At 30.3% G+C, this 24385-nt stretch carries 21 protein-coding genes and 1 pseudogene; 6 read left to right on the top strand and 16 right to left on the bottom strand.

Annotated elements, in window-relative coordinates:
• Positions 1–103: 103 nt before the first annotated feature.
• From flgG to H2280_RS04895, 5 genes are all read right to left on the bottom strand, one after another.
• On the bottom strand, positions 104–895 hold the full coding sequence (gene flgG, locus H2280_RS04915; RefSeq protein WP_137624165.1) for a flagellar basal-body rod protein FlgG: 792 nt from the start codon (positions 893–895) through the stop codon (positions 104–106).
• Positions 896–919: 24 nt separating this feature from the next.
• On the bottom strand, positions 920–1732 hold the full coding sequence (locus H2280_RS04910) for a flagellar hook-basal body protein (protein WP_137624166.1): 813 nt from the start codon (positions 1730–1732) through the stop codon (positions 920–922).
• 128 nt (positions 1733–1860) lie between these two features.
• The gene (gene ftsZ, locus H2280_RS04905) at positions 1861–2973 is read right to left on the bottom strand and encodes a cell division protein FtsZ (protein WP_337203728.1); all 1113 of its coding nucleotides are present in this window, start codon (positions 2971–2973) and stop codon (positions 1861–1863) included.
• 15 nt (positions 2974–2988) lie between these two features.
• Complete coding sequence (ftsA, locus tag H2280_RS04900) at positions 2989–4377, bottom strand: cell division protein FtsA (protein WP_137624168.1); 1389 nt, start codon at positions 4375–4377, stop codon at positions 2989–2991.
• Positions 4374–5864: a peptidylprolyl isomerase gene (locus H2280_RS04895; protein WP_337215853.1), complete on the bottom strand. Its 1491-nt coding sequence runs from the start codon at positions 5862–5864 to the stop codon at positions 4374–4376. The genes ftsA and H2280_RS04895 overlap by 4 nt, the downstream gene beginning before the upstream one ends.
• 152 nt (positions 5865–6016) lie before the next feature.
• Between H2280_RS04895 and rsmH the strand changes: the two genes are divergently transcribed.
• Entirely contained in the window at positions 6017–6943 is a 927-nt protein-coding gene (gene rsmH / locus H2280_RS04890; protein ID WP_137624170.1) for a 16S rRNA (cytosine(1402)-N(4))-methyltransferase RsmH, read from the top strand.
• Entirely contained in the window at positions 6943–7818 is an 876-nt protein-coding gene (locus tag H2280_RS04885; RefSeq protein WP_337215852.1) for a hypothetical protein, read from the top strand. Before rsmH ends, H2280_RS04885 begins: the two co-directional genes overlap by 1 nt.
• On the opposite strand, the gene H2280_RS04880 is transcribed toward H2280_RS04885, so the two are convergent.
• Genes H2280_RS04880 through pta form a run of 3 tightly spaced genes read right to left on the bottom strand, consistent with a single transcriptional unit; the run spans position 7806 to position 11032 of the window.
• On the bottom strand, positions 7806–8297 hold the full coding sequence (locus H2280_RS04880) for a hypothetical protein (RefSeq protein WP_137624172.1): 492 nt from the start codon (positions 8295–8297) through the stop codon (positions 7806–7808). The genes H2280_RS04885 and H2280_RS04880 overlap by 13 nt on opposite strands.
• A 29-nt stretch (positions 8298–8326) precedes the next feature.
• Positions 8327–9511, bottom strand: coding sequence for an acetate/propionate family kinase (locus H2280_RS04875; protein ID WP_137624173.1), 1185 nt, complete (start codon positions 9509–9511; stop codon positions 8327–8329).
• A gap of 18 nt (positions 9512–9529) precedes the next feature.
• Positions 9530–11032: a phosphate acetyltransferase gene (gene pta / locus H2280_RS04870; protein WP_337215851.1), complete on the bottom strand. Its 1503-nt coding sequence runs from the start codon at positions 11030–11032 to the stop codon at positions 9530–9532.
• Between the two features lie 108 nt (positions 11033–11140).
• Between pta and flgH the strand changes: the two genes are divergently transcribed.
• Positions 11141–11839, top strand: a complete 699-nt coding sequence (gene flgH / locus H2280_RS04865; protein ID WP_137624175.1) for a flagellar basal body L-ring protein FlgH — start codon at positions 11141–11143, stop codon at positions 11837–11839.
• Positions 11840–11866: 27 nt separating this feature from the next.
• On the opposite strand, the gene ispG is transcribed toward flgH, so the two are convergent.
• Positions 11867–12940: a flavodoxin-dependent (E)-4-hydroxy-3-methylbut-2-enyl-diphosphate synthase gene (ispG, locus tag H2280_RS04860; RefSeq protein ID WP_337215850.1), complete on the bottom strand. Its 1074-nt coding sequence runs from the start codon at positions 12938–12940 to the stop codon at positions 11867–11869.
• A gap of 116 nt (positions 12941–13056) precedes the next feature.
• On the opposite strand from ispG, the gene H2280_RS04855 reads away from it, so the two are divergent.
• Together H2280_RS04855 and H2280_RS04850 are read left to right on the top strand one after the other, a co-directional pair.
• A complete protein-coding gene (locus tag H2280_RS04855; RefSeq protein WP_337215849.1) occupies positions 13057–13581 on the top strand; it encodes an adenylyl-sulfate kinase in 525 nt (174 codons plus the stop codon).
• Positions 13582–13584: 3 nt separating this feature from the next.
• Positions 13585–14939 (top strand): annotated as a pseudogene (locus H2280_RS04850) (DUF2972 domain-containing protein).
• On the opposite strand, the gene H2280_RS04845 reads toward H2280_RS04850, so the two are convergent.
• Genes H2280_RS04845 through H2280_RS04830 form a run of 4 tightly spaced genes read right to left on the bottom strand, consistent with a single transcriptional unit; the run spans position 14932 to position 17660 of the window.
• A complete protein-coding gene (locus H2280_RS04845; RefSeq protein ID WP_337215848.1) occupies positions 14932–16770 on the bottom strand; it encodes a primosomal protein N' in 1839 nt (612 codons plus the stop codon). The pseudogene H2280_RS04850 and the gene H2280_RS04845 sit on opposite strands and share 8 nt — an antisense overlap.
• Positions 16767–17198 carry a type II secretion system protein gene (locus tag H2280_RS08660; RefSeq protein WP_442862342.1) on the bottom strand — a complete coding sequence of 144 codons (432 nt, stop codon included), beginning with the start codon at positions 17196–17198 and terminating at the stop codon, positions 16767–16769. Before H2280_RS08660 ends, H2280_RS04845 begins: the two co-directional genes overlap by 4 nt.
• A complete protein-coding gene (locus H2280_RS04835; RefSeq protein ID WP_137624180.1) occupies positions 17195–17440 on the bottom strand; it encodes a hypothetical protein in 246 nt (81 codons plus the stop codon). Before H2280_RS04835 ends, H2280_RS08660 begins: the two co-directional genes overlap by 4 nt.
• Positions 17430–17660 carry a hypothetical protein gene (locus H2280_RS04830; protein WP_137624181.1) on the bottom strand — a complete coding sequence of 77 codons (231 nt, stop codon included), beginning with the start codon at positions 17658–17660 and terminating at the stop codon, positions 17430–17432. Before H2280_RS04830 ends, H2280_RS04835 begins: the two co-directional genes overlap by 11 nt.
• Before the next feature lie 157 nt (positions 17661–17817).
• On the opposite strand from H2280_RS04830, the gene uvrB reads away from it, so the two are divergent.
• Positions 17818–19791, top strand: a complete 1974-nt coding sequence (gene uvrB, locus H2280_RS04825; protein WP_337215847.1) for an excinuclease ABC subunit UvrB — start codon at positions 17818–17820, stop codon at positions 19789–19791.
• Here uvrB and H2280_RS04820 read toward each other — a convergent pair.
• From H2280_RS04820 to kdpB, 3 genes are read right to left on the bottom strand one after another with little or no spacing between them, the layout of a single operon-like run.
• A complete protein-coding gene (locus H2280_RS04820; RefSeq protein WP_137624183.1) occupies positions 19786–21717 on the bottom strand; it encodes a sensor histidine kinase in 1932 nt (643 codons plus the stop codon). The two genes, uvrB and H2280_RS04820, sit on opposite strands and share 6 nt — an antisense overlap.
• Complete coding sequence (locus H2280_RS04815; RefSeq protein WP_337215846.1) at positions 21686–22327, bottom strand: potassium-transporting ATPase subunit C; 642 nt, start codon at positions 22325–22327, stop codon at positions 21686–21688. The genes H2280_RS04820 and H2280_RS04815 overlap by 32 nt, the downstream gene beginning before the upstream one ends.
• A 2-nt stretch (positions 22328–22329) precedes the next feature.
• Positions 22330–24375 carry a potassium-transporting ATPase subunit KdpB gene (kdpB, locus tag H2280_RS04810; protein ID WP_337215845.1) on the bottom strand — a complete coding sequence of 682 codons (2046 nt, stop codon included), beginning with the start codon at positions 24373–24375 and terminating at the stop codon, positions 22330–22332.
• Positions 24376–24385: the final 10 nt, after the last annotated feature.

The following is a 24385-nucleotide window of genomic DNA, read 5'->3' as shown; positions in this document are numbered from 1 at the left end:
AATTAAATATAAGCAAGAAGTGTTCCACTTTGGATAAGTGGAACGAAGAAATAGTTTAGTATTGATTTTGGATTTTTTAAAATAAGACTAAAAATTAGATTAATTATCGTTTTAACTGATTTACAATGCCAAGCATATCATCACTTGTTGTTATAGCTTTAGAACCGGCTTCATAGGCTCTTTGTCCTGTAATAAGATCTGTCATTTCTTCGACAAGTTGAACATTACTAAGCTCAACAAAACCATGTCTGATTGTACCGAGTCCGTCTTGTCCTGCGATTCCAGCAACCGGAGCGCCACTCGCACCTGTTTCAAGATATAAGTTATCTCCCATAGAATGAAGCCCTGCTGGATTAATAAACTGCACTAATTCTACTTGTCCGATTTGAGTTTCTTGTTGCTCTCCAGGAAGCATAACCGATACCGTTCCATCAGTTGCCACATTGATAGCAGTTGCGCCTTCTGGTATGGTCATTTCAGGAAGTAATTTATAGCCATCAGAATTGACAATATTACCTTCATTATCTTTTGTAAATTGTCCATTTCTTGTATATCCTATAGTTCCATCAGGAAGCTGAATTTGAAAAAAACCATTTCCAGCAATAGCCATATCAAGACTATCTGTACTCGTTGCTTTTAAATTTCCTTCTGTAAAAACTTTTGTTACAGCAGTAGGACGCACACCAACACCCACTTCTATACCAGAAGGTGAAAGGGTTGTAGCTGAAGTAGAAGTTCCTGCATATTTCATAACCTGATACATCAAATCAGCAAATTCAGCACGACTTTTCTTAAAACCAGCTGTATTAACATTGGCAATATTGTTAGAAGTAACATCAATTTGTGTTTGCTGCGCTACCATCCCAGTAGCAGCAGTGTGAAGTGATCTCATCATTTTTTATCCTTTTAATTTTTAATCTTATTTAACAGATGCAAGTTTATTGATAGCTTCTTGATTTAAATCATCCATATGAGCTGTCATAACTTTTTGATACATTTCAACCATTCTATTGGCTTCAATCAAACCCACCATTTCAATAACCGGATTGACATTAGAGCCTTGAGAAAAACCTTGACGCACCGCGTTAGAATTATCTAAATCTCTAATACGAGTTAAATCATCGATTTTATAAACATTATCTCCATCTTTTTGCAAGGCTCTCATATCATCTACTTGTGCAATGAATAATCTTGCATTTCTCGTGCCATCAACTTCGATGTTTCCATCTTTATCAACACTAATTTGTGAAGATCCATTTGGAATTTTAATAGCGGCATTTTCAGGATTGTTAAAATAATCACTACTTAATACCTTATATCCTTGTTTATTTACCAAATAACCCTCTTCGTTTAATTGAAAATTTCCATCCTTGCTTAATCTAATTTCTCCATTTTTTGTTTGAACTAGATAAAAAGCATCATCTCTTGTTATTGCAAAATCCAAAGGATTATTAGTTGCCTTTAAAGAACCTAAACTAAAATCTGTATATTCTTGAGAAACTTGCGGTACGCTATCTATAGTAGTATTGATAAAGCGTGAAGCATCTCTTGTATTGTTTTCTATAGGCAACACATCCTGAGTTTCTTTAAAAATCCTTTTAAAATCTGCAATTACAACATCATCTCTTTTATATCCACTTGTATTGATATTGGCAAGATTATTTGTGATAACATCAAGTTTGTTAAACTGAGTTACCATTCCGCCTACTGCTTGATAATATCCATTTTGCATATTTTCACCTATAAAATTATTTTATATAAAGGTATAAAGCAAAGAGTGTTCCAACTTTTAAAAATATAAAAAATAAAGAATAAAATGAAGAATTTGTAGAAAGTTACAAGGCTTTTAAGCCTTGTATTTTAATCCATTTGTCGGCGTAAAAATGTAGGAGTTTCTATTTGAGCCATAATTTCCTCATCAAAACCACCGCTAACTTTTTTAAGATTTAAATAAGGATTTTTCTTAGCCACTTCGGTTTCTTCTGAAGATTTTTTCTCAACAGTGTCTTTATCTTCAAAACCTGTAGCGATAATAGTAACTTCGACTCTATCTTCCATAGTATCATCCATGGTTGATCCAAAAATAATTTTTGCATTTTCATCAACTTTTTCTTCAATACTATTAGCCGCTGCAGAAATTTCAAATAAGGAGCAATTAGAGCTTGTTTTAAAATGTAAAATCACACCCTTAGCCCCTTTAATATCCATACCATCCAATAAAGGAGACTCTATAGCATTTTTCAAAGCTATTTCAACAGCATTTTCACCCTCGGCACTTCCAACACCCATAAGAGCAAGTCCTCTATGACTCATAATAGTTCTAACATCTGCAAAGTCAACATTGATATCACCATTATCTAAAAGTATAGAAACCATACCTTTTACTGCACGAGTTAAAATATCATCAACCAATTTAAAAGCTTCTTTCATACTCGCTTTTTTATCAATAATACTTAAGAGTTTTTCATTTTGAATTACAAGGATAGAATCACTTTCTTTTTTTAGTTCAAGAAGTCCGCTTTCTGCAAGTTTTTTTCTTTGCTTACCTTCAAAGCTAAAAGGCATAGTAACTACAGAAACAGTTAAAGCTCCAATTTCTTTAGCCGCTTGTGCTATAACAGGAGTAGCACCTGTTCCAGTTCCACCGCCAAAACCAGATGCGATAAATACTATATCGCTTTGACTTAAACTCGCTTTGATTTCCTCAAAACTTTCTCTAGCACTTTCTGCTCCAACTTCAGGAAGCATACCTGCCCCAAGCCCTTTTGTTTTCTTTTCACCAAGTTGAATTTTAGTTTTTGCTAAAGATGTAGAGATAGCTTGTGCATCAGTATTAGCAGCAATAAGATCAAGATCATTTAACCCCATTTTAACCATATGATTGATCATATTACCGCCGCCACCTCCGCAGCCTATAACTTTAATTTTTGCACCTTTATTATGTTGCATTTCTTCTACTAAAAATTCATTCATAAAATTCTCTCCTTGTTAAAATTGATTTATTATTTTATGCCACACGCTTGAAAAAAGGCCGGATTTTTTTTCTCGTGTCTCTTTAAAATCCAATTGTTCTTGAATTGCTATTGTATCATTTTCTTGCAAATTTTCATCAAAAAAATCAGATTTTATTTCATTTTCTATTTCTTTTTGAGGAATAATCTCTTGTCTGATTTGACGATTATAATTTTCTATTTCACCTTTATATCTTAATTTTTCATTAGAATCAAGCTCATAAGGAGTGAAATAACCCGCACCATAAAGACAAAGACCTATAGCACAAGTATTTTCAGGATCATTAAAAATCTCATTAAAACTTGTTATTAAATCTCTTCTTGCAGTTGCTATTCTAATAGAACGATTATCAAAAGTAGCAGGAGCTAATTCATCAATACCTGCTAATTTAGTCATTCCTCCAGTAAGCACAACCCCGCCACCTATGCTATTAGCATAACGATTATCGCTTAAAATTTTTGCCAAAATCATCAAAGTTTCTTCTGCTCTAGCATAAATAACTTCAGAAATAATATCCAAAGAAACCTCATTTACTCTTTTTTCATCGCCCATTGTTGGAATTTGTATAAGTGCATTAGGTTGTTGTGATAAAGCTGCATAATTAAGTTTAATTTTTTCAGCTTCTTTAAGTGGGGTATGCAAAGCCATAGATAAATCTTGGGTGATATTAATAGAACCAATCTGCAAACAATCATTATAACGGATAGAATTTCCAGTATGAACTACCATATCACAAATTGCACCACCCATATCAATAAGAACGGATCCGAGTTCTTTTTCACTATCATCCAAACAAGCTATGGATGAAGCATAGCCAGAAAGTACTATATTATCAACCCTTAAATCAGCTAATTCTACAGCTTTTTTCAAATTTTTAATATGAGATTCTTGAGAAATAACAATATGGGTTGAAACTTCTAAACGACTTCCGCTCATCCCTAAAGGATCATCTACATGTTCTAGATCATTGACTTTAAAATTATAAGGTAAAACGTGAATGATTTCATACCCGCTTGGTATATTAGCCGTATGTTTTGCAGTACTTACTGCTCGATGTATTTCTTTGATTCCAATTTCATGATTTGGAATATTTACAACTCCTATACTATCAACACTCTTAGTGTATGCACCAGAAATTGAAACGACAACCTTATCATAATGCACACCACTCATCATCTCAGCATTTCTTACTGCTTCTTCGATGGATTTTGAAGCAAGTTCGATATTTGTAATAGCACCTTTTTTTACACCATTGGTTTTTGCTTTTGAAAAACCAATAATTTTTAAACCTTCATCATCTTTTTGCGCAATAATAGCACAAGTTTGGGTCGAACCTAAATCAATTCCTAGTATATTCAAAATCACTTCCCTTTATAATAAATTTTTATTGGATATGTTTTTCTTAATTGATTAATTAATTCTTGTTTAATCATATCAGCTTTTAACATTTGTAAATTTTGTCTTAATGTTTCATAATGCTGACTTAATTTATCCTTGCTAATATCAATCTTTTGTTTATTGATTTTATAAAGCACTGCTTTATTATCACCCAAAAGGACATAAGAAGTATTTTGATCAGAATTAAAAACATTGGTTAAAAAATAACTAAATTCAGCATCATTAAATATATTTTTATCCATTTTAACATCGCTAAGCAAAGAATCTCTAGTCACAAAACCTATATTTTCACCCTTAAAATCTTTTAACTTTTCTTTCGCTTCTTTTTCTAAATTTTCTTTAGATTTTTCACTCAAGTATAAAGGTAAAACTTCATTTCTAGCTTCTTCAAAGGTTTTAATTCTTACAGGATCAATTTTATTAACCCTAACAATCACATAACCATCTTTATATCTAACAGGTCTTAAAACATCTCCATTTTTTATCTTAGATAAAAGTTCTAAAGGATAATAAATACTCAAATCTGAAACATTTTCATCTTTTTGAAATTGCTCTTTATTATTTTTTAATTCTAGAAATTTAGCATTAGCTAAATTTTTAAGATTAATTAAACCATAATCTTTAGCAACTTTATCTTCTACTGATTTAAAATCTAAAATTTTACCATTTTGATCTTTGTAATTTATTCGATTATTTTCATCATTATAAAATTTTTGCAATTCTTCTTCCGTAAATTTTTGATCATTTAGCGGTAAAAAATATGTAGAAATTTCATAAGTTTTACTTGTCTTATAATCTTGTTTTTGTTGTTCCCAGAATTTTTTCAATTCTTCTTCATTGATTTTTATATTCTTTTTATCATAATCTAATTCCGCAACACTCAAAGAATCTCTCATAAAATAAGCAGTTGCTAACATTTTGATCTCATTTTCACTAGAAGGCAGATTAAAAATTTTATTTAATTTGTCAATAATAACTTCATCAGAAAGAATTTTTTCATAATCTTTAGGCATAAAACCATTCGCATGTAAAATCTCATAATAAATTGTTTTATTAAATTCACCTATTGGATTTTGAAAAGCCCTTGTTTGAGTAAGCTTGTTTATGATTTCATCATCACTAGAGTTTAAACCCAGATCTTTAGCAAAATTTAATAAAAGTTTATCTTCTATAAGTGAATTTAAGGCTAATTCTTTTAAGCCGATCTTTTCGGCACTCTTTTCATCTAAGCTACCATTGCTAATCTGATTGTAATAATTAAAAACTTGATTATATCGTGTATTAAATTCATTATAACTTATCTTCTCGTTTCCTACAATAGCCGCATTTGAAGCACGATCAAGGTTAAAATCATAAGCACCCCAATTAACAAAAACAGCCCCAACTAAAGCAATAGTACTAATCCATATAGTAATAATAAGGTATTTTCTATGATGCTGCATCCAAGTAAGCATACTATTCCTTGATAAAAAAATAAGTTCAACATTTTAACATATAAGTTTTTAAGTGGAGTTTAATTTAAACCAAAAGTATTGTTACTTTTTTTGATTTTGACGTTAAAATAAGTTATAATATCAAACTCAATCAATAAAATTTAGGATTTAGCTTGGAAATTCCACACATTCCAGTATTGCTTAATGAAGTTAATAAGGCTTTTGAAAATTTAAATTGCGGATATTTTTTAGATTGCACTGTAGGCTTTGGTGGTCATAGTGAATCTTTACTCAAAAATCATCCCGATATAAAACTTATCGCTTGTGATCAAGATCAAGAAGCCCTTAGTTTTTCTAAAAAACGCCTTGAAAAATTTAAGGATAGAACGCAATTTTTCTTAACAAATTTTAGTCAAATTCTTGATCAAATTTCTACAAATTCTTTAAAAGGAATTTTAGCAGATATTGGAATTTCATCCTATCAATTAGACAATAATGAACGAGGATTTAATCTTAATTCTGATTTTTTGGACATGAGAATGAATCAAAATGCTAAAAATTCAGCCTTTAATGTTGTTAATTCCTATACTTGCGAACAACTTGCTTATATTTTTAAAGAATATGGTGAATTAGACGATGCTTATTTTATTGCTAAAAAAATTTGCCAATCAAGAATTGAAAAACCTATAAAAAGTGCTAAAGAATTGCAAAAAATTATAGGTGCAAACAAACAAAATCACAGAAAAGTTTCTAAAGCTACGCTAGTTTTTCAAGCCATTAGAATCGAAGTTAATCAAGAACTTGAAGTTTTAAAAATCTTTTTAGAAAAATTAGAAAAAATAAAGCTAAAAGATTGTATTTTAGCTATAATTTGTTTTCATTCTCTAGAAGATAGAATGGTAAAAAATTATTTTAAAAAATGGTCTAAAAATTGCATTTGCGATGAAAAAGCTTTACGCTGTGAATGTGGAAATAATCATTCTTTAGGAAAAATTTTAAATAAAAAAGTTATCATTGCAAGCGAAGCAGAAATAATGCAAAATTCAAGATCTAGTTGCGCAAAAATGCGTTTATTTCATTTTAAAAATATGGAAAAATAATGTTAGAAGATGATTTTTTAAAAGAAAAGCAAAATATACGTCAGAAAATGCTAAATTTTTCGCGTGCTATAAATCAGGGAAAACCTTTAGATGATGAGCTTAAAAATGAAATTATCTCTAGTAATGATATTTTTAAAAGACGCCTCAATAAACAACCTCGCAATTTATTTGATCAAGATGAATATGAAACAAAAAATTCTAAAAAATCAAATATATATCTTAAAGAAGATTTAATCAATGTAAAATTGGAAGAAAAACAATCCTTAGCTAAGAAAATTTTCTCCAAAATAAAAGAAAAGAGTAAAAATTCACAGACGCAAAAAAATAAGAAAAAATTATTTTCTCTAAAAAAAACAGAAAAAGAATTGCAACCTAAAAAAATACAAGAAAATAAAATAGAAGCTAAAAATTTAAACAAAAAAAACAACAAGGAATCTCAATTACCAAAAAAAGAAAATAGTCATAAATTAGATAAAAAAAATCCAAAAATCCCTCAAACTAATATCAAACAAAGTCTAGAAAATTTACAAAAAAAAATACATACTGAAAATATATCTGATACTTCATTGAAAAAAAATCCTGCCGAGGAAGACACACAAAAAGCTAAAAATACTCTTTTAGAAGGATTTACAGATGCAACAAAAGAAGATAGAAATTTAACATTTAATCATTTGCTTTTTGCCGTCTTACTTGTAAGCTTTGCTTTATTGCTTTTTGTTCCGCAAATTTACATAAGAAATCAAATTTATTATTTAAGCCGAGAAATTGCAACTTTAAAAACAGAAGAAAGTGTGCTTAATGAAGAAAATAAAGATCTAAAAAGAAGATTAGAAAACATGCGCTTTCAAAATCAAATTCTTGACTACTTAGATTGAATGATTTTTTCTAACACATATTTTTCTAAATTCTTTTTCAAAATATCGTCCTTTAAAGCTTCCTTATAAAGTTTGCTTGCTACTGAAGAATATTTTTCATATGAAAAATAGGGAAAATGTAAATTCCAAGCTTTTTTTATCAATTGTTTTGAAATGATTTTTCGAGCATAAATCTTAAAAATATCATAACTTATAAAAACACAAGCAGTTACAATAACCGCGCTAATTATACTTATATGAAAATCAAGACGCGTAAGAAAATAATGAGTGATAAGTAATAAAGGCAATAAAATAAGTACGCAAAGAATACTAAAATATAGATAAGAATTTAAAATTTTAAAATTAAAATTAAGCTTAGAAGGATCAACAAGCATTCCATCATTAAACAAAGCATTAGCTTCAAGCAAATCGCGCAAAATAACTGGCTGATCCGATATTTTAAAAAGAAAATTAAGACTCAATTCTTTAAATTTTTTCATGCTTTAAAAAATAATGTAAATAAAAGCTTTTAGCCTTTATTTACAAGTTCTTCCGTAACTCTTGCAATTTCAAATTCTTCATCTGTAGGAATGATGCAAACTTTGATTTTAGAATTTGCAGTGCTTATTATTCTTTCAGTCGACATTCTTTGATTATTTAAATTTAAATCAAGCTCAATACCAAGATGAGCTAATCTTTCACACACTTTTTGTCTTACTAAGGAAGAATTTTCACCTATTCCACCTGTAAAAATAATACCATCAGTTCCTGGCAATACAGCAAGATAAGCTCCTATATATTTTACCAAGCGATAGCAAAACATATCAAAAGCTAAACGTGCTTTTTCTTCTCCTTTTTCAACTCGTGATTCAATATCTCTAAAATCATTATAACCACAAATTCCATACACTCCGCTTTTTTTATTCATCAAATTATCAATCTCATCTATACTCAAGCCTCTTGCTTTACTAATAAAAGGTATAATTGCAGGATCCATATCTCCACAACGAGTTCCCATAACAAGACCTTCAAGAGGAGTAAATCCCATAGAAGTATCCACACTCTTTCCATCTTTTACAGCACAAACACTTGCTCCATTTCCAAGATGAGCTGAAATCACATTTACACTATTTTTACCCAATAAATTAGCAGCCTTTGAGCTTACATAGGCATGAGAGGTCCCATGAAAACCATATCTTCTTATGCCATCTTTATCATAAAATTCATAAGGTAAAGCATACATATAAGCATAATCAGGCATTGTTTGATGAAAAGCTGTATCAAAAACTGCAACATTTGGTACATTTGGGGCAGCTTTAATCATTGTTTTTATACCGGCTAAATGAGCTGGATTGTGTAAAGGTGCGAAAACACTTACTCTATCAATTTCATTAAGTACTTGATCATCTATTAAACAATGTTTTGTTAAAGTTTTTCCTCCATGAACAATACGGTGACCGCAACCATCAAGAACTTTAAGATCTTCTAAAATTCCTGACTCTTTAAAAAGTTCATTTAAAACCTGCAAACCATGTTCATGATCTTTTATAGCGATATCTCTTTCAAATTTCTCATCGCTTAAAGTATTTTTTAGAACCACTTTAGAAGTTTCTTCACCGATTTTTTCAATCAAACCACTTGCTTTAACTACTTTATCATCAAAAAATTTAAATTTTATAGATGATGAACCTGAATTTAAAACTAAAACTTTCATTTTTATCCTTTATTAAAATTATTGAGCTTGTACAGCACTTAAAATGACGGTATCTACAATATCATCAACCAAACATCCACGACTTAAATCATTTACTGGCTTTTTAAGACCTTGCAAAATAGGACCAATTGCCAAAGCATCGGCTGTTCTTTGCACAGCTTTATAGCCAATATTTGCAGCATCAAGATCTGGAAATACAAAAACATTAATTTGTCCTGCTATTTTAGATTCTGGCATTTTTGAAGCTGCTGTTTTAGGATCATAAGCACAGTCAAATTGCATAGGACCATCTATGTTTAATTCTGGATATTTTTCCTTAGCTATTTTAAGGGCTTCTTTTACAAGATCCACACTTTCACCCTTTCCACTATCCCCACTAGAATAAGAAAGTAAAGCAACTTTAGGATCTAATCCAAAAGATTTTGCAGTCATAGCGCTAACATAAGCACTAGAAGCTAATTGCTCAGCTGTTGGATTAGGATTAACAGCACAATCTGCAAAAGCCAACATTTTATCTTCTAAGCCCATGAAAAATAATCCTGAAACAGAACTTACCCCTTCTTGAGTTTTAATCAATTGAAGCGCAGGGCGAATCGTTTCAGCTGTAGTTGTAGAAGCTCCACTTACCATAGCGTCAGCTTTTCCGCTATGCACAAGTAAAGTTCCAAAATAAGTTTTATCTTTTACTAATTCTTTAGCTTGATCAAGAGTCATTCCTTTAGATTTTCTTGCCTCATAAAGCATAGTGGCAAATTCTTCGCATAAATCTGAATTATAAGGATTGATCATTTTTGCAGAATTAATATCAAGCATTAGTTTTTCTGCATTTTGCTTGATTTCTTTTTCATCTCCTAAAATAATAAGATCAACAACTTCAGTTTTTAATAAAATATCACAAGCTTTTAAAATTCTTTCATCATTACCTTCTGGCAAAACAACTGTTTTTTTATTTTTAATGCCTTTTTTGATCATTTCATACTTAAAACGATAAGGGGTTATAAAATCATAAGATTTTAACTGAGCGATTTTATCAAAATCAATATTTTCATCAATTAAAACATATTTTCTACCGTTTAAAAGTTTATCGAGATGTTTTTGAGTCATCGCTTTGTATTCATTGCAAACATCAGCAACAATTGGAGTGTTGAGATTTTTAGCGATTTTAACATTAAGTCCAAAAGCATCTAATACACCGAATTTAGAAAAACCAATTGTTAAGACAAATTCATATTTTTCTTTTAATTCCTCGTAAGTTTTTAAAATAGTATTAAAAAAAATATTAGAATCTTTATTAAATTCTTCCATAGCATCTTTATCAACAAAGCTATAGGTATTTTCTATGTTTTGATTGATGCTAAATTGATTAAGCCACTCTTGAAAAATAGAAATATCATGCTTAGAAGCTACTGGGCAATAAATCGCCATATTTTTATAGTTTTTACTATAATATTCTAGCAATTTTAAACCAACTTTAATATTTTGATCATCACTCTTGGATCTTATTAAATAAAGATTTTCCATTATCTCTCCTTTTATTTTAAAAAAGTGGAACACTCTTTGCTTTGTACATTTTATAAATATTATTTTAACAAAAAAAAATAAAAATTCATAATTTAAAGGACGATTTTAATGAAAAAAGTTTTATTTTACACCCTACCATTTGTATTTTTTGGTTGCTCTGCTACAGTGGATCCTCAAATTTCTATGAAACCACCTGCTTATGTCGAAGAACTTGCACCTAAACAAAGCAACAATATAGAAACAGCGCCAGGATCGCTTTTTGGTAAAGGAGATAATCCTTTATTTTCAGACAAAAAAGCAATGAATGTTAATGATTTAGTAACAGTAGTCATTCAAGAAAGCACCACTCAAAGCACTCAAGCCAATAAAGCTACGAGTAGAACTAATACTTCAAATTTAGGTGGAGGAACTTTAACTGGTGGATCTGGAATCTTAAAAGATGCAATCAATAAAGTTAATGCATATTCTAATATTGGTTTTCAAACTAATAGCACAAATAATTATCAAGGATCAGGATCTCAAAGCCGCAATGAAAGCTTTAATACAACCATCTCAACTCGAGTGATCAAAATTTTATCTAATGGTAATTATTTCATTGAAGGCTCAAGAGAACTCTTGATCAATGGAGAAAAACAAATCATTCAATTAAGCGGGGTGATCCGTCCTTATGATATCGGACAAGATAATACTATAGATAGTAAATACATTGCAGATGCAAAAATTCTTTATAAAACTGAAGGTGAAGTGGATAGAAGCACTAGAAAACCTTGGGGAAGTAAAGTTATAGAAGCTATTTGGCCGTTTTAATAAAGTAAGGTTTTTTACCTTGCTTTATTATTCTTTTATCGTTCTACTTTTTACCTCATCTTCAACTTCTAGTAAAAATCTATCAACCAAATCTTTTTCTTTTAATTTTGCAACAACCTCTCCATGTCTTATAACAAGTCCTTGATTTTTTCCAAAAGCTATAGCGACATCAGCCCCCTTAGCTTCACCTAAAGCATTAACAACACATCCCATAACGCTAATATTAATTGGCTCTTTAATATGTTTGGTTTTCTCTTCTACAATCTTAATTGCACTAAGCAAATCACTTTGTATCCTTCCACAAGTTGGACATGAGATGATATTAACCCCGCTTTTTTGCACCCCGCTATCTTGCAAAATTGCCTTTGCGACACGAATTTCTTCTTCAAGTTCTCCCGTCATAGATACACGCATAGTATCGCCTATGCCTTTAAGAAGTAAATTTCCTAAAGCTATGGAACTTTTGACTGTGCTATGAAATTTAGTTCCTGCCTCTGTAACGCCTAAATGAAATGGATAATCACACAGTGGACGCAATCTTTCATAAGCCTCTATCGTTTTTTGAGCGTCTGAAGTTTTCATTGAAATTTTAATATCTGTAAAATCTAAATCTTCTAAAAGCTTAATATTATATAAAGCACTTTCTAGCATAGCCTCTATGCCATATCCAAATTTATCACTAAATTGTTTTTCTATGGAACCATGATTAACTCCTATGCGTATAGGAATATTACGTTCTTTGCAAGCCTTTACAACTTCTTTGATATTTTCTTTAGAGCCAATATTTCCAGGATTAATTCTCACACCATCAATAAATTCAGCACAATATATAGCCAAGTTATGGTTAAAATGAATATCCACTATCAAAGGCAATGGACTCTTTGCTTTAATTTCTCTTAAGGCCCTTGCATCCGCCATATCCAAACAAGCTAAACGCACTATATTGGCTCCGGCAAAATAAAGACGATTAAGCTGCTCTAAGCAACCCTCTATATCTCTAGTTTTTGTAAATAACATCGATTGAACTGAAATAGGTGCATCTCCCCCTATTACAACATTTCCCACTTTAATCTGCTTTGTTTTAAATCTCTCTACTTTCATACACAAACTCTTTTTATGAATATTATTTTTAAAATTTTAACTTTTTTTGCTTTAACTAAAGTTTATTTTTATATAATCTCTACATCTAATTTTTATTAAATATAATGGAAAAAATAATGCAAGATTTAAAAAATGGTGGAGTGATTTGGCTAACAGGTTTAGCAGGTAGCGGGAAAAGCTATATTGCTGAAGAATTATGTAGGAAATTGAGGGAAAAATTAAACAATATTATCTATCTTGACGGCGATGAATTAAGAGATCTTTTGGGACATTATGGCTATGAAAAAGAAGGACGTATTGAAGTTTCACTAAAACGTTCTAATTTCGCTCATTTTTTAAGTTCTCAAGGAATGATAGTTATTGTAAGTACGATTTCTATGTGGGATGAAATTTATACATACAACCGAAAACGACTTAAAAATTACTTTGAAATTTATATAAAATGTGATTTTGAAGAATTAAAAAAACGAGATAAAAAAGGGCTCTATAGCGGCGCTTTAAAAGGCGATATTAAAAATGTTGTGGGAGTTGATATTGATTTTGATGAGCCACATCCTGATCTGATTGTAGATAATTCTAAACTTGATAATCTTGAAAAAAAAGTAGCTATCATTTTAGATCATTTACAAAAATACTTATAAAATATGCAAAATTTATTAGAATTTATACGGGATAATTTAAATCCAACTGGGGCCCAAATTTTGTTAAAAGCTTTAAAAAATTCTCACAATGAAAACTTTTTTAATTTTATTACAGAAAATATTAACATTATTTGCACATGGCTAAACTCGCATGAATTTAAAGAAAATTATTTAAATAGCCCTTATCCTCCTTTGATTAATCCTGACTTTATAGACACAGATTCGAGCAGATATTGCGCAGAACTTGCTTGGGATCTAAATTTACCCTTACCTAAACACTATAAATTTATTTATATTTCGCCTCATGGGGTCGGTGCTGCTGCATTTTTAAGATATCTTAATGAGGGTTGTGATGTTTTATGTTTTCCTTCTTGGACTTCCCCTAATGATACCAAAGAAAGATATTGCATCCATTATATGTATTTAAATAGCAATATTGATCAATATGCTATAAATATTTCAGAACTTAATATTCCTAATTTTGATAAATTTCTAAATTTGCTTGATCCTAATGCACAAATCATTTGTGGCGTTAGAGATCCTATAGGGATTTTAAAACACAATTGGGGAAGAGATTGGACAAAAGTTTCAAGAAATTATCCACGTGATTTTAATCTCACTTACGATTATAGAAATTATATTGAATTTTTAACTCACAATAAAAAAACTGAAATTAAAGTTGATTTTGAAGAGCTGAATAATGGAGTTTTTATCTTAAATTTTTTATTGCGATATTTCAATCAAGATAAAATTTATTATTTAGATATGAACTCGATTATTCCAGAAAATGCTTTTAAAACATTGGATTTTCTTGCTCAAAAATTCAGCTTTACCCCCCCCATATAGAAAAACAATCCTTTTTTAAAATTCAAGAATTCAAAGGCTACATCCGCTATCTTTTTCCCATCACACTTTATGCCAATAAAAAAGATATAAACAATAGATTAAATCCAGAAATCGATCCTTTAAATAGTATTGCTATTACCTTAGATAGACCAAGACAAAATGAACAAATTAATATAATAAAATTAGTTATTGATGATGATTTATCAAATGATATAGCTTTATATATTCAAAAAGAAGATTTAGAAAAACTTACAAATGATACGCAATTTTTTAATGCTGTTAAAGAGTATTTACATAACTTTTTATTTGAAATAAAAAAGATCGATAAGCAAAATGAACTTATGATGATGAAAGAGGAAGAGGTATTATCTATCTTTAATTCCAACAAGGCCTTAGCATCGAAATTTCTAAACATTTTTCAAAAAGAATATCAGCATTTAGAACAAAATCGTCCAGATATTATCAATTCTTGGAAATATTATCAAAAATTTAAAAACAATGATTTTACATAAAATCTATAGGATCAATATCTGCATTGACACTTTTAAATTGTAAAACGTATTCTTCTATGGCAATTAAAGCCTTGTAAGAATCACTGCGGATAAGAATATGAAAACGGTATTTTGCATTAATCATTTCAACTCCGCAAACTCCGTATCCAATAAGTTCTATATTTTTTATCGTTGCTAATTTTTCAGCTAAATACTCACATAAATTTTGTGCTTTTAATTTATCCTTATCTTCTATGATTAATCTCAAAAGACGCTTAAAAGGAGGATATAAACCTTTTCTACTTTCAAGCTCATCTTGCAAAAAAGCATCATAATTTTGTATATATTTTTCAAAAAAAGCACGATTTTTAGTTTGCAAGAGTACTCTAGCTTCTCCTTTACGCCCTGCTCTACCTGCAACTTGCATAGCTAAAGCTAAGGTTTCTTCACTCGCTCTAAAATTCGGTCTAAATAAGTACTCATCCATACCCAAAATTACACTCAAATCGACATTATGATAATCATGTCCTTTAGCAAGCATGGAAGTCCCTATAAGTATGTCAATTTTTTTATCATTAAATTCTTTTAAAATGTGATTTAATTTTTTAACACTCGTAATCTCATCGCTATCAAACTTTGCTATTTTAGCATGGGTAAATTTTGACTCTAAAAGCTCTTTAAGTTCAGCGGTTCCCATCTTTCTAGCTTCTAGCATTAAACCTTTGCAAGAAGGGCAGGATTGATCGATATTTTTTGTAAAATTACAATAATGGCATTTTAATAAATTTCTATTTTTATGCAAACTCATAGCAATAGAACAAAATGGACACTTTATTGTCTCTCCACAATTTTTACAAAAAATTTGACGAAAATTAGCACGCGTAGGTAAAAAAATAATCACTTGCTTTTGTTTATTTAAACTCGCTTGTATTTCATTTAAAAGCATAGGACTTAATGATAATTCATTTTCATCGTATATAAAATGTTTCTTGCTTTCAAAAAATGTTCCTTTAAGTCTAAATACCTTTTGCTTATAAAAACTCGTCAAAGAAGGAGTTGCAGATCCTAAAACGACTTTAATATTTAACTTAGCCCCTAAAAAAAGTGCCAAATCTCTAACATTTAAATAGGGTTGATTTGAAGCTTTATAAGAATTATCATGCTCTTCATCTACCACGATTAAACCCAAATTTCTAAAAGGTAAAAAAAGTGCGGATCTAGCTCCAGCAATCAATAAAGCTTTGCCTTCATTAAAGCTTTCCAAACATTCTTGTTTTTTCTTTTTAGAAACCTTAGAGTGCCATAAAAAAAAACTGTCTTCAAAATACATTTGCAAACGTTTTTTCATTTGAGAAGTGAGTGAAATTTCAGGCATCAAAAATAAAACTTGTTTTCCTTTTTTTAAATAATCTTTAATTAAAGAAATATAAATTTCAGTTTTACCACTCCCAGTATCTGCAAAAAGCAAAGAACTTGATTGATTGTTTAAAAAATCTAAAGCTTTTTGTTGCCCTAAGCTTAAATTTGGCTCTTTAGTAATTTCTAGTTTTTTGCAGCTATACTCTTTGCTTGTTAAAAAAAAGCCCAAAATAAAACCCATTTTGGCTGCATAATAATAAGAAATAAATTGCGCAAGTTCAAATTGAGATTTACTTAAAGAAAAAGGTGTAAGCTCTTTAATAGCTTTTGTTTGAAAATCTGGCTTTTCGCATTCCTTAATCACTAAAGCTCTAAGATTTTTTTTCATTTTTACATCTATAATTACCTCGCTTAAGGCAGGAATCTCCTTTTCACTATGAAAAATTAAATTTTGCAAATACAGTCCAAAGACCGACACTTCATAATATCTCATTGCAAATCTTTACAATATTTTGAATTTATGCACTCTAAAATACCTTCTTTAGAGTCATAAGCAAAATCAATGTATTCTTTTGAATTTAAGAAAAATCTATATTGATTGGATGCAATTTTCATCCAAGATTTAAAATCAGAATAAATAGGAGAATCAAGCAAGGAATAATCGTTAGCATTATAAAAAAGTTTTTCCCTTGGAGTATTAAATTTAGCATTGTCAAGATTGGCTATAAAAGCAATTTGTTTAAGCTCAGCTTGAGTTCGCATAAGCGATAAAGCCGAGCTTAACATTTCATAATCTATTTTTAATTTTAAAATTTTTGCCTCTTCTTTGCTTTCGCCCCAAAAGCTTAAGGCTAAAGTAGTAAGTATCCCTAAAATCAAAATGACAAAAACCAACTCAAGCAAGGTAAAAGCTTTTTTCATTTGACTGGGAGTTCTTCATTAATAGCTTTTATAAGTTTTTTAAGTTCTCTTTCTAAAATATAATTTTCATAACTTTTTTTTACAAAAGCATCTACAAAACGCTTGAGTTCAATTTTTTTAGTTCCACCAGAAATTAAAGCAATATCATCCTCTAAAACATTAGCGAATTCTTCACTACATTTAACAATAAAATCTTTTGCAGAAACATTGATAATTACTTGTTTTAAATTATCACTTGCCAAGTACAGCCTCGATTTTTTTGTAAATATCCTCACTTTCTATATTGCGAGATTTTAATTCTTCCTCAAGACGCATTATTTGATTACTTTTTGCCTCATTTTGTGCCTTTACGCTTACAAGTTCATTTCTTAAATTCTCATTTGCTTCGCACACTTCATTATACTTTTCAATAAGCTCATTAACTTTATCTGACATAGTATTAATAATTTTTTCATCAAACATATTTTTCGCCTTCTTTAATTGAAAATTTAAATATAGAAAATATTTATATAATTGTAGCAAAAAAAAATAAATTTTCATGTTTTTAAAAAGATTAATTTTAATTAAAGTATTTTCTTTTAAAATTTTTATTTTTAAAATATTTTAATAAAGTGAAATTATGCTAGAACTTACAAGTGAATTTAAACCAAGTCCTGATCAAAAACAAGCCATAGAAGGCATAGTAAAAAGTATTAAAAAAGGTAACAAATATCAAACTTTATTAGGGGTTACAGGTAGTGGAAAAACTTTTACCATGGCTAATGTCATCAAAGAACTTCAAATGCCAACTCTTATTATGAGTCATAATAAAAGCTTGTGCGCCCAACTTTATAGCGAATTTAAAGGCTTTTTTTCTAAAAATCATGTGGAGTATTTTATCTCTTATTATGATTATTACCAACCAGAAGCTTACATTCCACGCACTGATGTCTTTATAGAAAAAGACAGTTCCACAAATGAAGATCTAGAAAGATTAAGACTAAGTGCTACAGCTTCACTTTTAAGCTATGAAGATGTTGTGTGTATCGCAAGTGTTTCGGCTAATTATGGACTTGGAAATCCAAATGAATACATTGGAATGGTTTTAATTTTTGAACTTGGTATGCAAATTTCACAAAAAGAACTTCTTAAAAAACTTGTAGATATGGGTTATAAAAGAAATGATAATTTTTTTGATCGTGCAGATTTTCGTGTGCAAGGTGATACTATAGATATTTATCCTGCTTATTATGAGGATGAAGTAGTAAGGCTTGAATTCTTTGGTGATGAACTTGATAGCATGTATCATTATAATGTTTTAGAAAATAAAAAAGGCAAAGATTTAAAGCGCTTTATTTTATATCCTACAAGTCAATTTAGCGTCGGTGAAACGCGTTTAAAACAAGCTATTAAAGATATCAAACAAGAATTGAATGAACGCTTAGCTCAATTTGAACTCGAAAATAAGCTCGTAGAACACCAACGTTTAAAACAACGTGTTGAATTTGATCTTGAAATGCTTACGAGTACAGGTATGTGCAAAGGTGTAGAAAACTATGCTAGACATTTAACAGGCTTAAAAGCCGGAGATACACCTTATACGCTATTTGATTATTTTGCGATTAAAGATAGGAAATTTCTTGTCATTGTTGATGAAAGTCATGTTTCATTGCCTCAATTTCGCGGAATGTTTGCTGGAGATAGAAGTAGAAAGCAAACTTTAGTAGATTATGGCTTCCGTCTACCTTCAGCTCTTGATAATCGTCCTTTAATGTTTGATGAATTTATCCATAAAAATTGTCAATTTCTTTTTGTTTCAGCCACCCCAGCACCCCTAGAGCTTGAACTAAGTCAAGAAAATATTTTCCATCAAATTATGCGTCCAACGGGCTTGCTTGATCCACTTATAGAATTAAAAGACAGCGACAATCAAGTTGAAATTTTATTTGACGAAGCTAAAAAAGTGATCGATAAAAATGAACGTGTCTTGGTTACAGTGCTGACTAAAAAATTAGCCGAAGAGCTTACAAGGTATTATTTAGAGCTTGGCATTAAAGTAAAATACATGCATTCAGATATTGATGCGATAGAACGCAATGAAATCATTAGAAATCTTAGAAGTGGTGCTTTTGATATGTTAATTGGTATTAATTTGCTTAGAGAAGGGCTTGATTTGCCTGAAGTTTCACTCATTGCCATTATGGATGCTGACAAAGAAGGATTTTTAAGAAGCACGACAAGTCTTATACAGACTATGGGAAGGGCTGCAAGAAATGTCAATGGGAAAGTATTGCTTTTTTGTAAAAAAATTACAAAATCCATGCAAGAAGCTATGGATACAACTAATGAACGTCGCAAACTTCAAGAAGCCTATAACAAAAAACACAATATTACTCCAACCTCAGTTAAACGTCACATAGAAGAAAGTTTAAAAAATGAGGAAGATTTAGGAGAAATTTATCGCAAAGGTAAAAAACTTGAAAAAATGCCTGCTAGTGAAAGAGCTAAGCTTATCAAAGAACTTCGTAAGCAAATGTTAGAAGCAGCAAAAGCTCTTGAATTTGAAAAAGCAGCAGCTATAAGAGACGAGATCAATAAAATGAAAAATTTATAACAAAAATATATCCCTTGTTCTCACTCCAACTTCATTAATCAAAGCGTTTAAAATTTCATATTGAAAATCTTGCAAAGGACGCTTTTCTTTTAAAACTATACCAATAACCCCTTTTGTTTTTTCTCCATCTTCTATAGGCAAATACATCGCATTAGCATTTGGCAAGGTATTGGTGCAAAGCCCTGCTCTTTCACGATTTGTAGCCACCCATTGAGCAATAGCAATTTCATCAGCACTAAAACAATTTTTAAGTATTTGTTTATCATTATTAAAAAATAATAATGGCTTGGATAAAATATTATTTTTACTCATAGGATAAATGATTATAGGTAAATTTAATAATTTCAAAGCTTGATTGCCAAGTTGCTCCCAAAGTTCTTGTTTGCTTTTTACTCTGGCTAATTTTTCACTATTTTCAAGCAAAATTGCTGTTCTGTAAGCTCTTTTTGCTAATTCTTTGGATTGAAGCTTTAATCTTCTTGTAAAAATAGAAGTTAAAAAACCAACGATAAACATAGTCGCAAAAGTAATTATATTTGCACTATCATGAATTTTGAAACTAAAAAAAGGTTTTAAAAAGAAAAAATTATAAAATAATACGCTAACTAAAGAAGAATACAAAGCATAAAATTTATTATCCGATATAAAAGAAGAGCTAAAAACAGCCAAAATAAAAACCATCACTATATTGCTAGGTTGAGTGTCGAATTGATGAAATATAAAAGCGATGATAATTGCCAATAATAATATAGCATTAATCATAATAAAATTTAAAAAATTAAAACCTTTTTTTCTTGTTATTTTGGGCGTTTTAATTTCGCTTTCATTGACTAGATATAAGTCAATATTTGGACTTTTTTTTGCCACAGCTTCAAAAATTTCTTCTTTAAATTTTTTCTTATTTTTGTTTTTCCCTAAAACTATTTTAGAAACATTGCTAATGCTAGAATATTCAGCAATTTGACCCGCTACATCTTCATCATAAACGCTGATAATCTCAGCATCAAAACTCTTTGCAAGTTCTAAGTTTTCTTTTAATGATTTATCCTCTTCAAGGTTAGAATTTTTTATACAAATAGCGCTTAATTTTGCATGAAAAGCACTTGCAAGTCTTGCGGCTGATCTGATAACTTTGGCATTGCTTTCATTGATACAAACTAAAATATGCTCTCCAGTATGATAAGTTAAGTCATCATTAATAAGCCTTTGTTCATTTGCCCTTAAATTAACTCTTGATGCAAGTCTTCTTAAAGCAATTTCTCTTAAGGCTACCAATCTTTCTTGTCTAAAAAAATTTTCTAAAGCTAATTTAGCCTGTTTTTCTTTATAAATCTTACCCTCTTGCATCCTTTTTAGAAGTTTATTAGGCTCAATATCCACAAGTTCTACTTGATCGGCTTCATCAAAAATACGATCAGGAATTCTTTCTTTAACTTCTATTTTACTGATATTTGCCACCAAATCATTTAAACTTTCTAAATGCTGAATATTTAAAGTAGTATAAACATCAATGCCCGCTTTTAATAATTCTTCTATATCTTGAAAACGCTTTTCATTTCTAAGACCTTTTGCGTTTGTGTGTGCTAATTCATCAACCAAAACTAAAGCCGGTTTTCTTTTTAAAGTAGCATCTAGATCAAATTCTTTTAAGGTGATATTTTTATAAGAGATTTCAAGATTTTCAATGCTTTCAAAACCTTCAGTCAAACTCATAGTTTCAGGTCTATCGTGGGGTTCTATATAACCTAAAACGACATCGACTCCATTTTGCAATAAATTTCTAGCCTCACTTAACATAGCATAGGTCTTTCCAGATCCTGCTGCATAACCTAAAAATATTTTTAGTTTAGCAAATTTATTTTTTTCCTCTTCTTTAGCTTTTACTTCAAATTTTTTAAGAATTTGTTCGGGTGTTTGTCGTTGCATTTTTACTCTTTTTCATGGCCTTATTTATAGCTATATTTGCTTTTAAAACATTAACTTTCATCTCACCAAAAATACCTAAAAATTTATCTTGTGTGCTATTATTGATGATTTTTTCTACTTGATTTTTACTTAATTTTGAAAATTTGACTATACGAGGAATTTGTATCCATGCTGCTTGCTTGCTAATATGTGGATCAAATCCTGAAGCTGAAGCACTTAATAAATCAATTGGAATTTCCTTTTTTGAAACATTTGGATTTTGCTTTAAAAATTGATTTAAATCCTTTATCATGCGCTCTTTTAATGCAGGATTAGACATAGCATAATTAAAACCACCTGAATTAACACTGCTTTGATTAATATCACTTGTATTATAATTTACAGCTGAACTTCTTCCATGTAAAAAATAAGGCTTGTTAAAAGCTTGACCTAAAAGCTCTGATCCAACCGCTTTATTTACATCAAGTGTAGCTTGTCCATTTTCATCGATTAAACTTCCACTCGCCTCATAAGGAAAAACAAATTTAGCTATCTCATTTAATGTAAAAGGATAAATAGCACAACACAAAACAAGCATAACGATAAAAAAACTAAGCAAAGTTCTAATCATAATCAAACTCCTAAAATTCCAAGTAGCCAAGCCGTAGGAATATCGATGATTTTAATACCAATAAAAGGAGCGATCACCCCTCCAATTCCATAAATCCCTAAATTTCTTAAAAGTAACATTTCACTTTTCATAGGTCTAAATTTAACACCACGCATAGCAATAGGTATAAGCAAAGGAATAATCACAGCATTAAAAATCAATGCTGATAAAATAGCACTTTGTGGAGTTGCTAAATGCATAATATTTAAAATTTGCATCTGTGGCAAAACCACACTAAACATAGCTGGTAAAATGGCAAAATACTTAGCAATATCATTAGCCATGCTAAAGGTTGTCAAACTTCCTCTAGTGATCAATAAACCTTTGCCTATTTCAACAATTTCTAAAATTTTTGTAGGATTAGAGTCAAGATCAATCATATTAGCAGCTTCTTTAGCAGCTGCAGTTCCTGAATTCATCGCTATACCAACATCAGCTTGTGCGAGTGCTGGAGCATCATTAGTGCCATCTCCTGTCATTGCGACAATTTTACCTTCAGCTTGTTCTTTTTTTATAGCTTCTATTTTATCTTCTGGCTTACATTCTGCTATAAAACCATCAAGTCCGGCTTCTTTGGCTATTGTAGCCGCTGTTAAGGGATTGTCTCCTGTGCACATAAGTGTTTTTATGCCCATTTTTCTTAATTTTGCAAATCGTTCTTTAAGACCTGGCTTTACAGTATCTTTTAGATAAATTACTCCTAAAATTTCCTTATCTTGACTTACCACTAAAGGAGTTCCACCTAGATTTGAAATTTGCATGACTTTTGCTTCCAAATCACTTGGAATTTCTCCACCCATTTCATCAATATAGGCCTTAATCGTATCAAAAGCCCCTTTGCGAATTTGAGTGCCATCTTTTAAATTAACCCCACTTATTCTATTTTGAGCACTAAATTCGATCACTTCTTGAATTTCTTCTTGATCGCGTTGATATCCCATTTTACCTGCTAACGCAACAATACTTTTTCCTTCTGGAGTTTCATCTTTTAAAGAAGATAATAAACAAGCATGGATCAATCGCTCCCTATCTACTCCTTGAACTTCATAAAATTCATTAGCCAAACGATTGCCAAAAGTGATCGTACCTGTTTTATCTAAGATCATGGTATCAACATCACCACAACTCTCCACGGCTTTTCCAGAAAGTGCTATCACATTAAAACGAGTTACTCTATCCATTCCTGCTATGCCTATAGCTGAAAGAAGTCCCCCGATAGTAGTAGGGATCAAGCATACAAGCAGAGCAACTAGCCAAGAAATAGGCAAATTAACATTTAAAAATTCTATAAAAGGATACAAACTAACCACAACGATTAAAAAACTTAAACTAAGAACAATTAAAAGAATATTTAATGCGATTTCATTGGGTGTTTTTTGACGAGCAGCCCCTTCAACTAAATTGATCATTTTGTCCAAAAAGCTTTCTCCAGCACCGACTAAAATTTTAATTTTTAAAAAATCTGTTAAAACCGTTGTTCCTCCAGTTACAGAAGAAAAATCACCCCCTGCTTCACGCATCACAGGCGCACTTTCTCCAGTAATTGCCGATTCATCAACGCTAGCCGCTCCTTCGATAACCTCTCCATCATTAGGTATAAGTTCTCCTGCTTTAACTAGAACGATGTCTCCGATTTTTAATTTACTAGCACTTAGCATTTCTTCACTGCCATCATTTTTAATCACTCTTGCCTTAAAGTCTTTTTTACTTTGCTTTAAAGTGGCTGCCTGTGCCTTTCCTCTACCCTCGGCTATACTTTCTGCAAAATTTGCAAACAATAAAGTAATAAAAAGAACTAAAGTGATTAAAATATTATAAATTCTTTCTTGATGATCGCCTCCAAATAAACTAGGAAAAAAACTTAAAATAAGCGTGATAATAAAACCAATTTCTACCATAAACATTGTAGGATTTTTAATCATAAAACGCGGATCAAATTTAAAAAATGCTCCTTTAATTGCTGTGCTTAAAATTTCTTTTGTGATAAGTTTATTTTGTTTTTTAGACATTAGTTCTCCT

Origin of the sequence: Campylobacter sp. 2457A (genome assembly GCF_020135895.1) — a bacterium.
GTDB classification, from domain to species: Bacteria; Campylobacterota; Campylobacteria; order Campylobacterales; family Campylobacteraceae; genus Campylobacter_D; species Campylobacter_D taeniopygiae.
The sequence above is the reverse complement of the archived record's forward strand: the minus strand, read 5'-3'. Positions and strand labels throughout refer to the sequence as shown.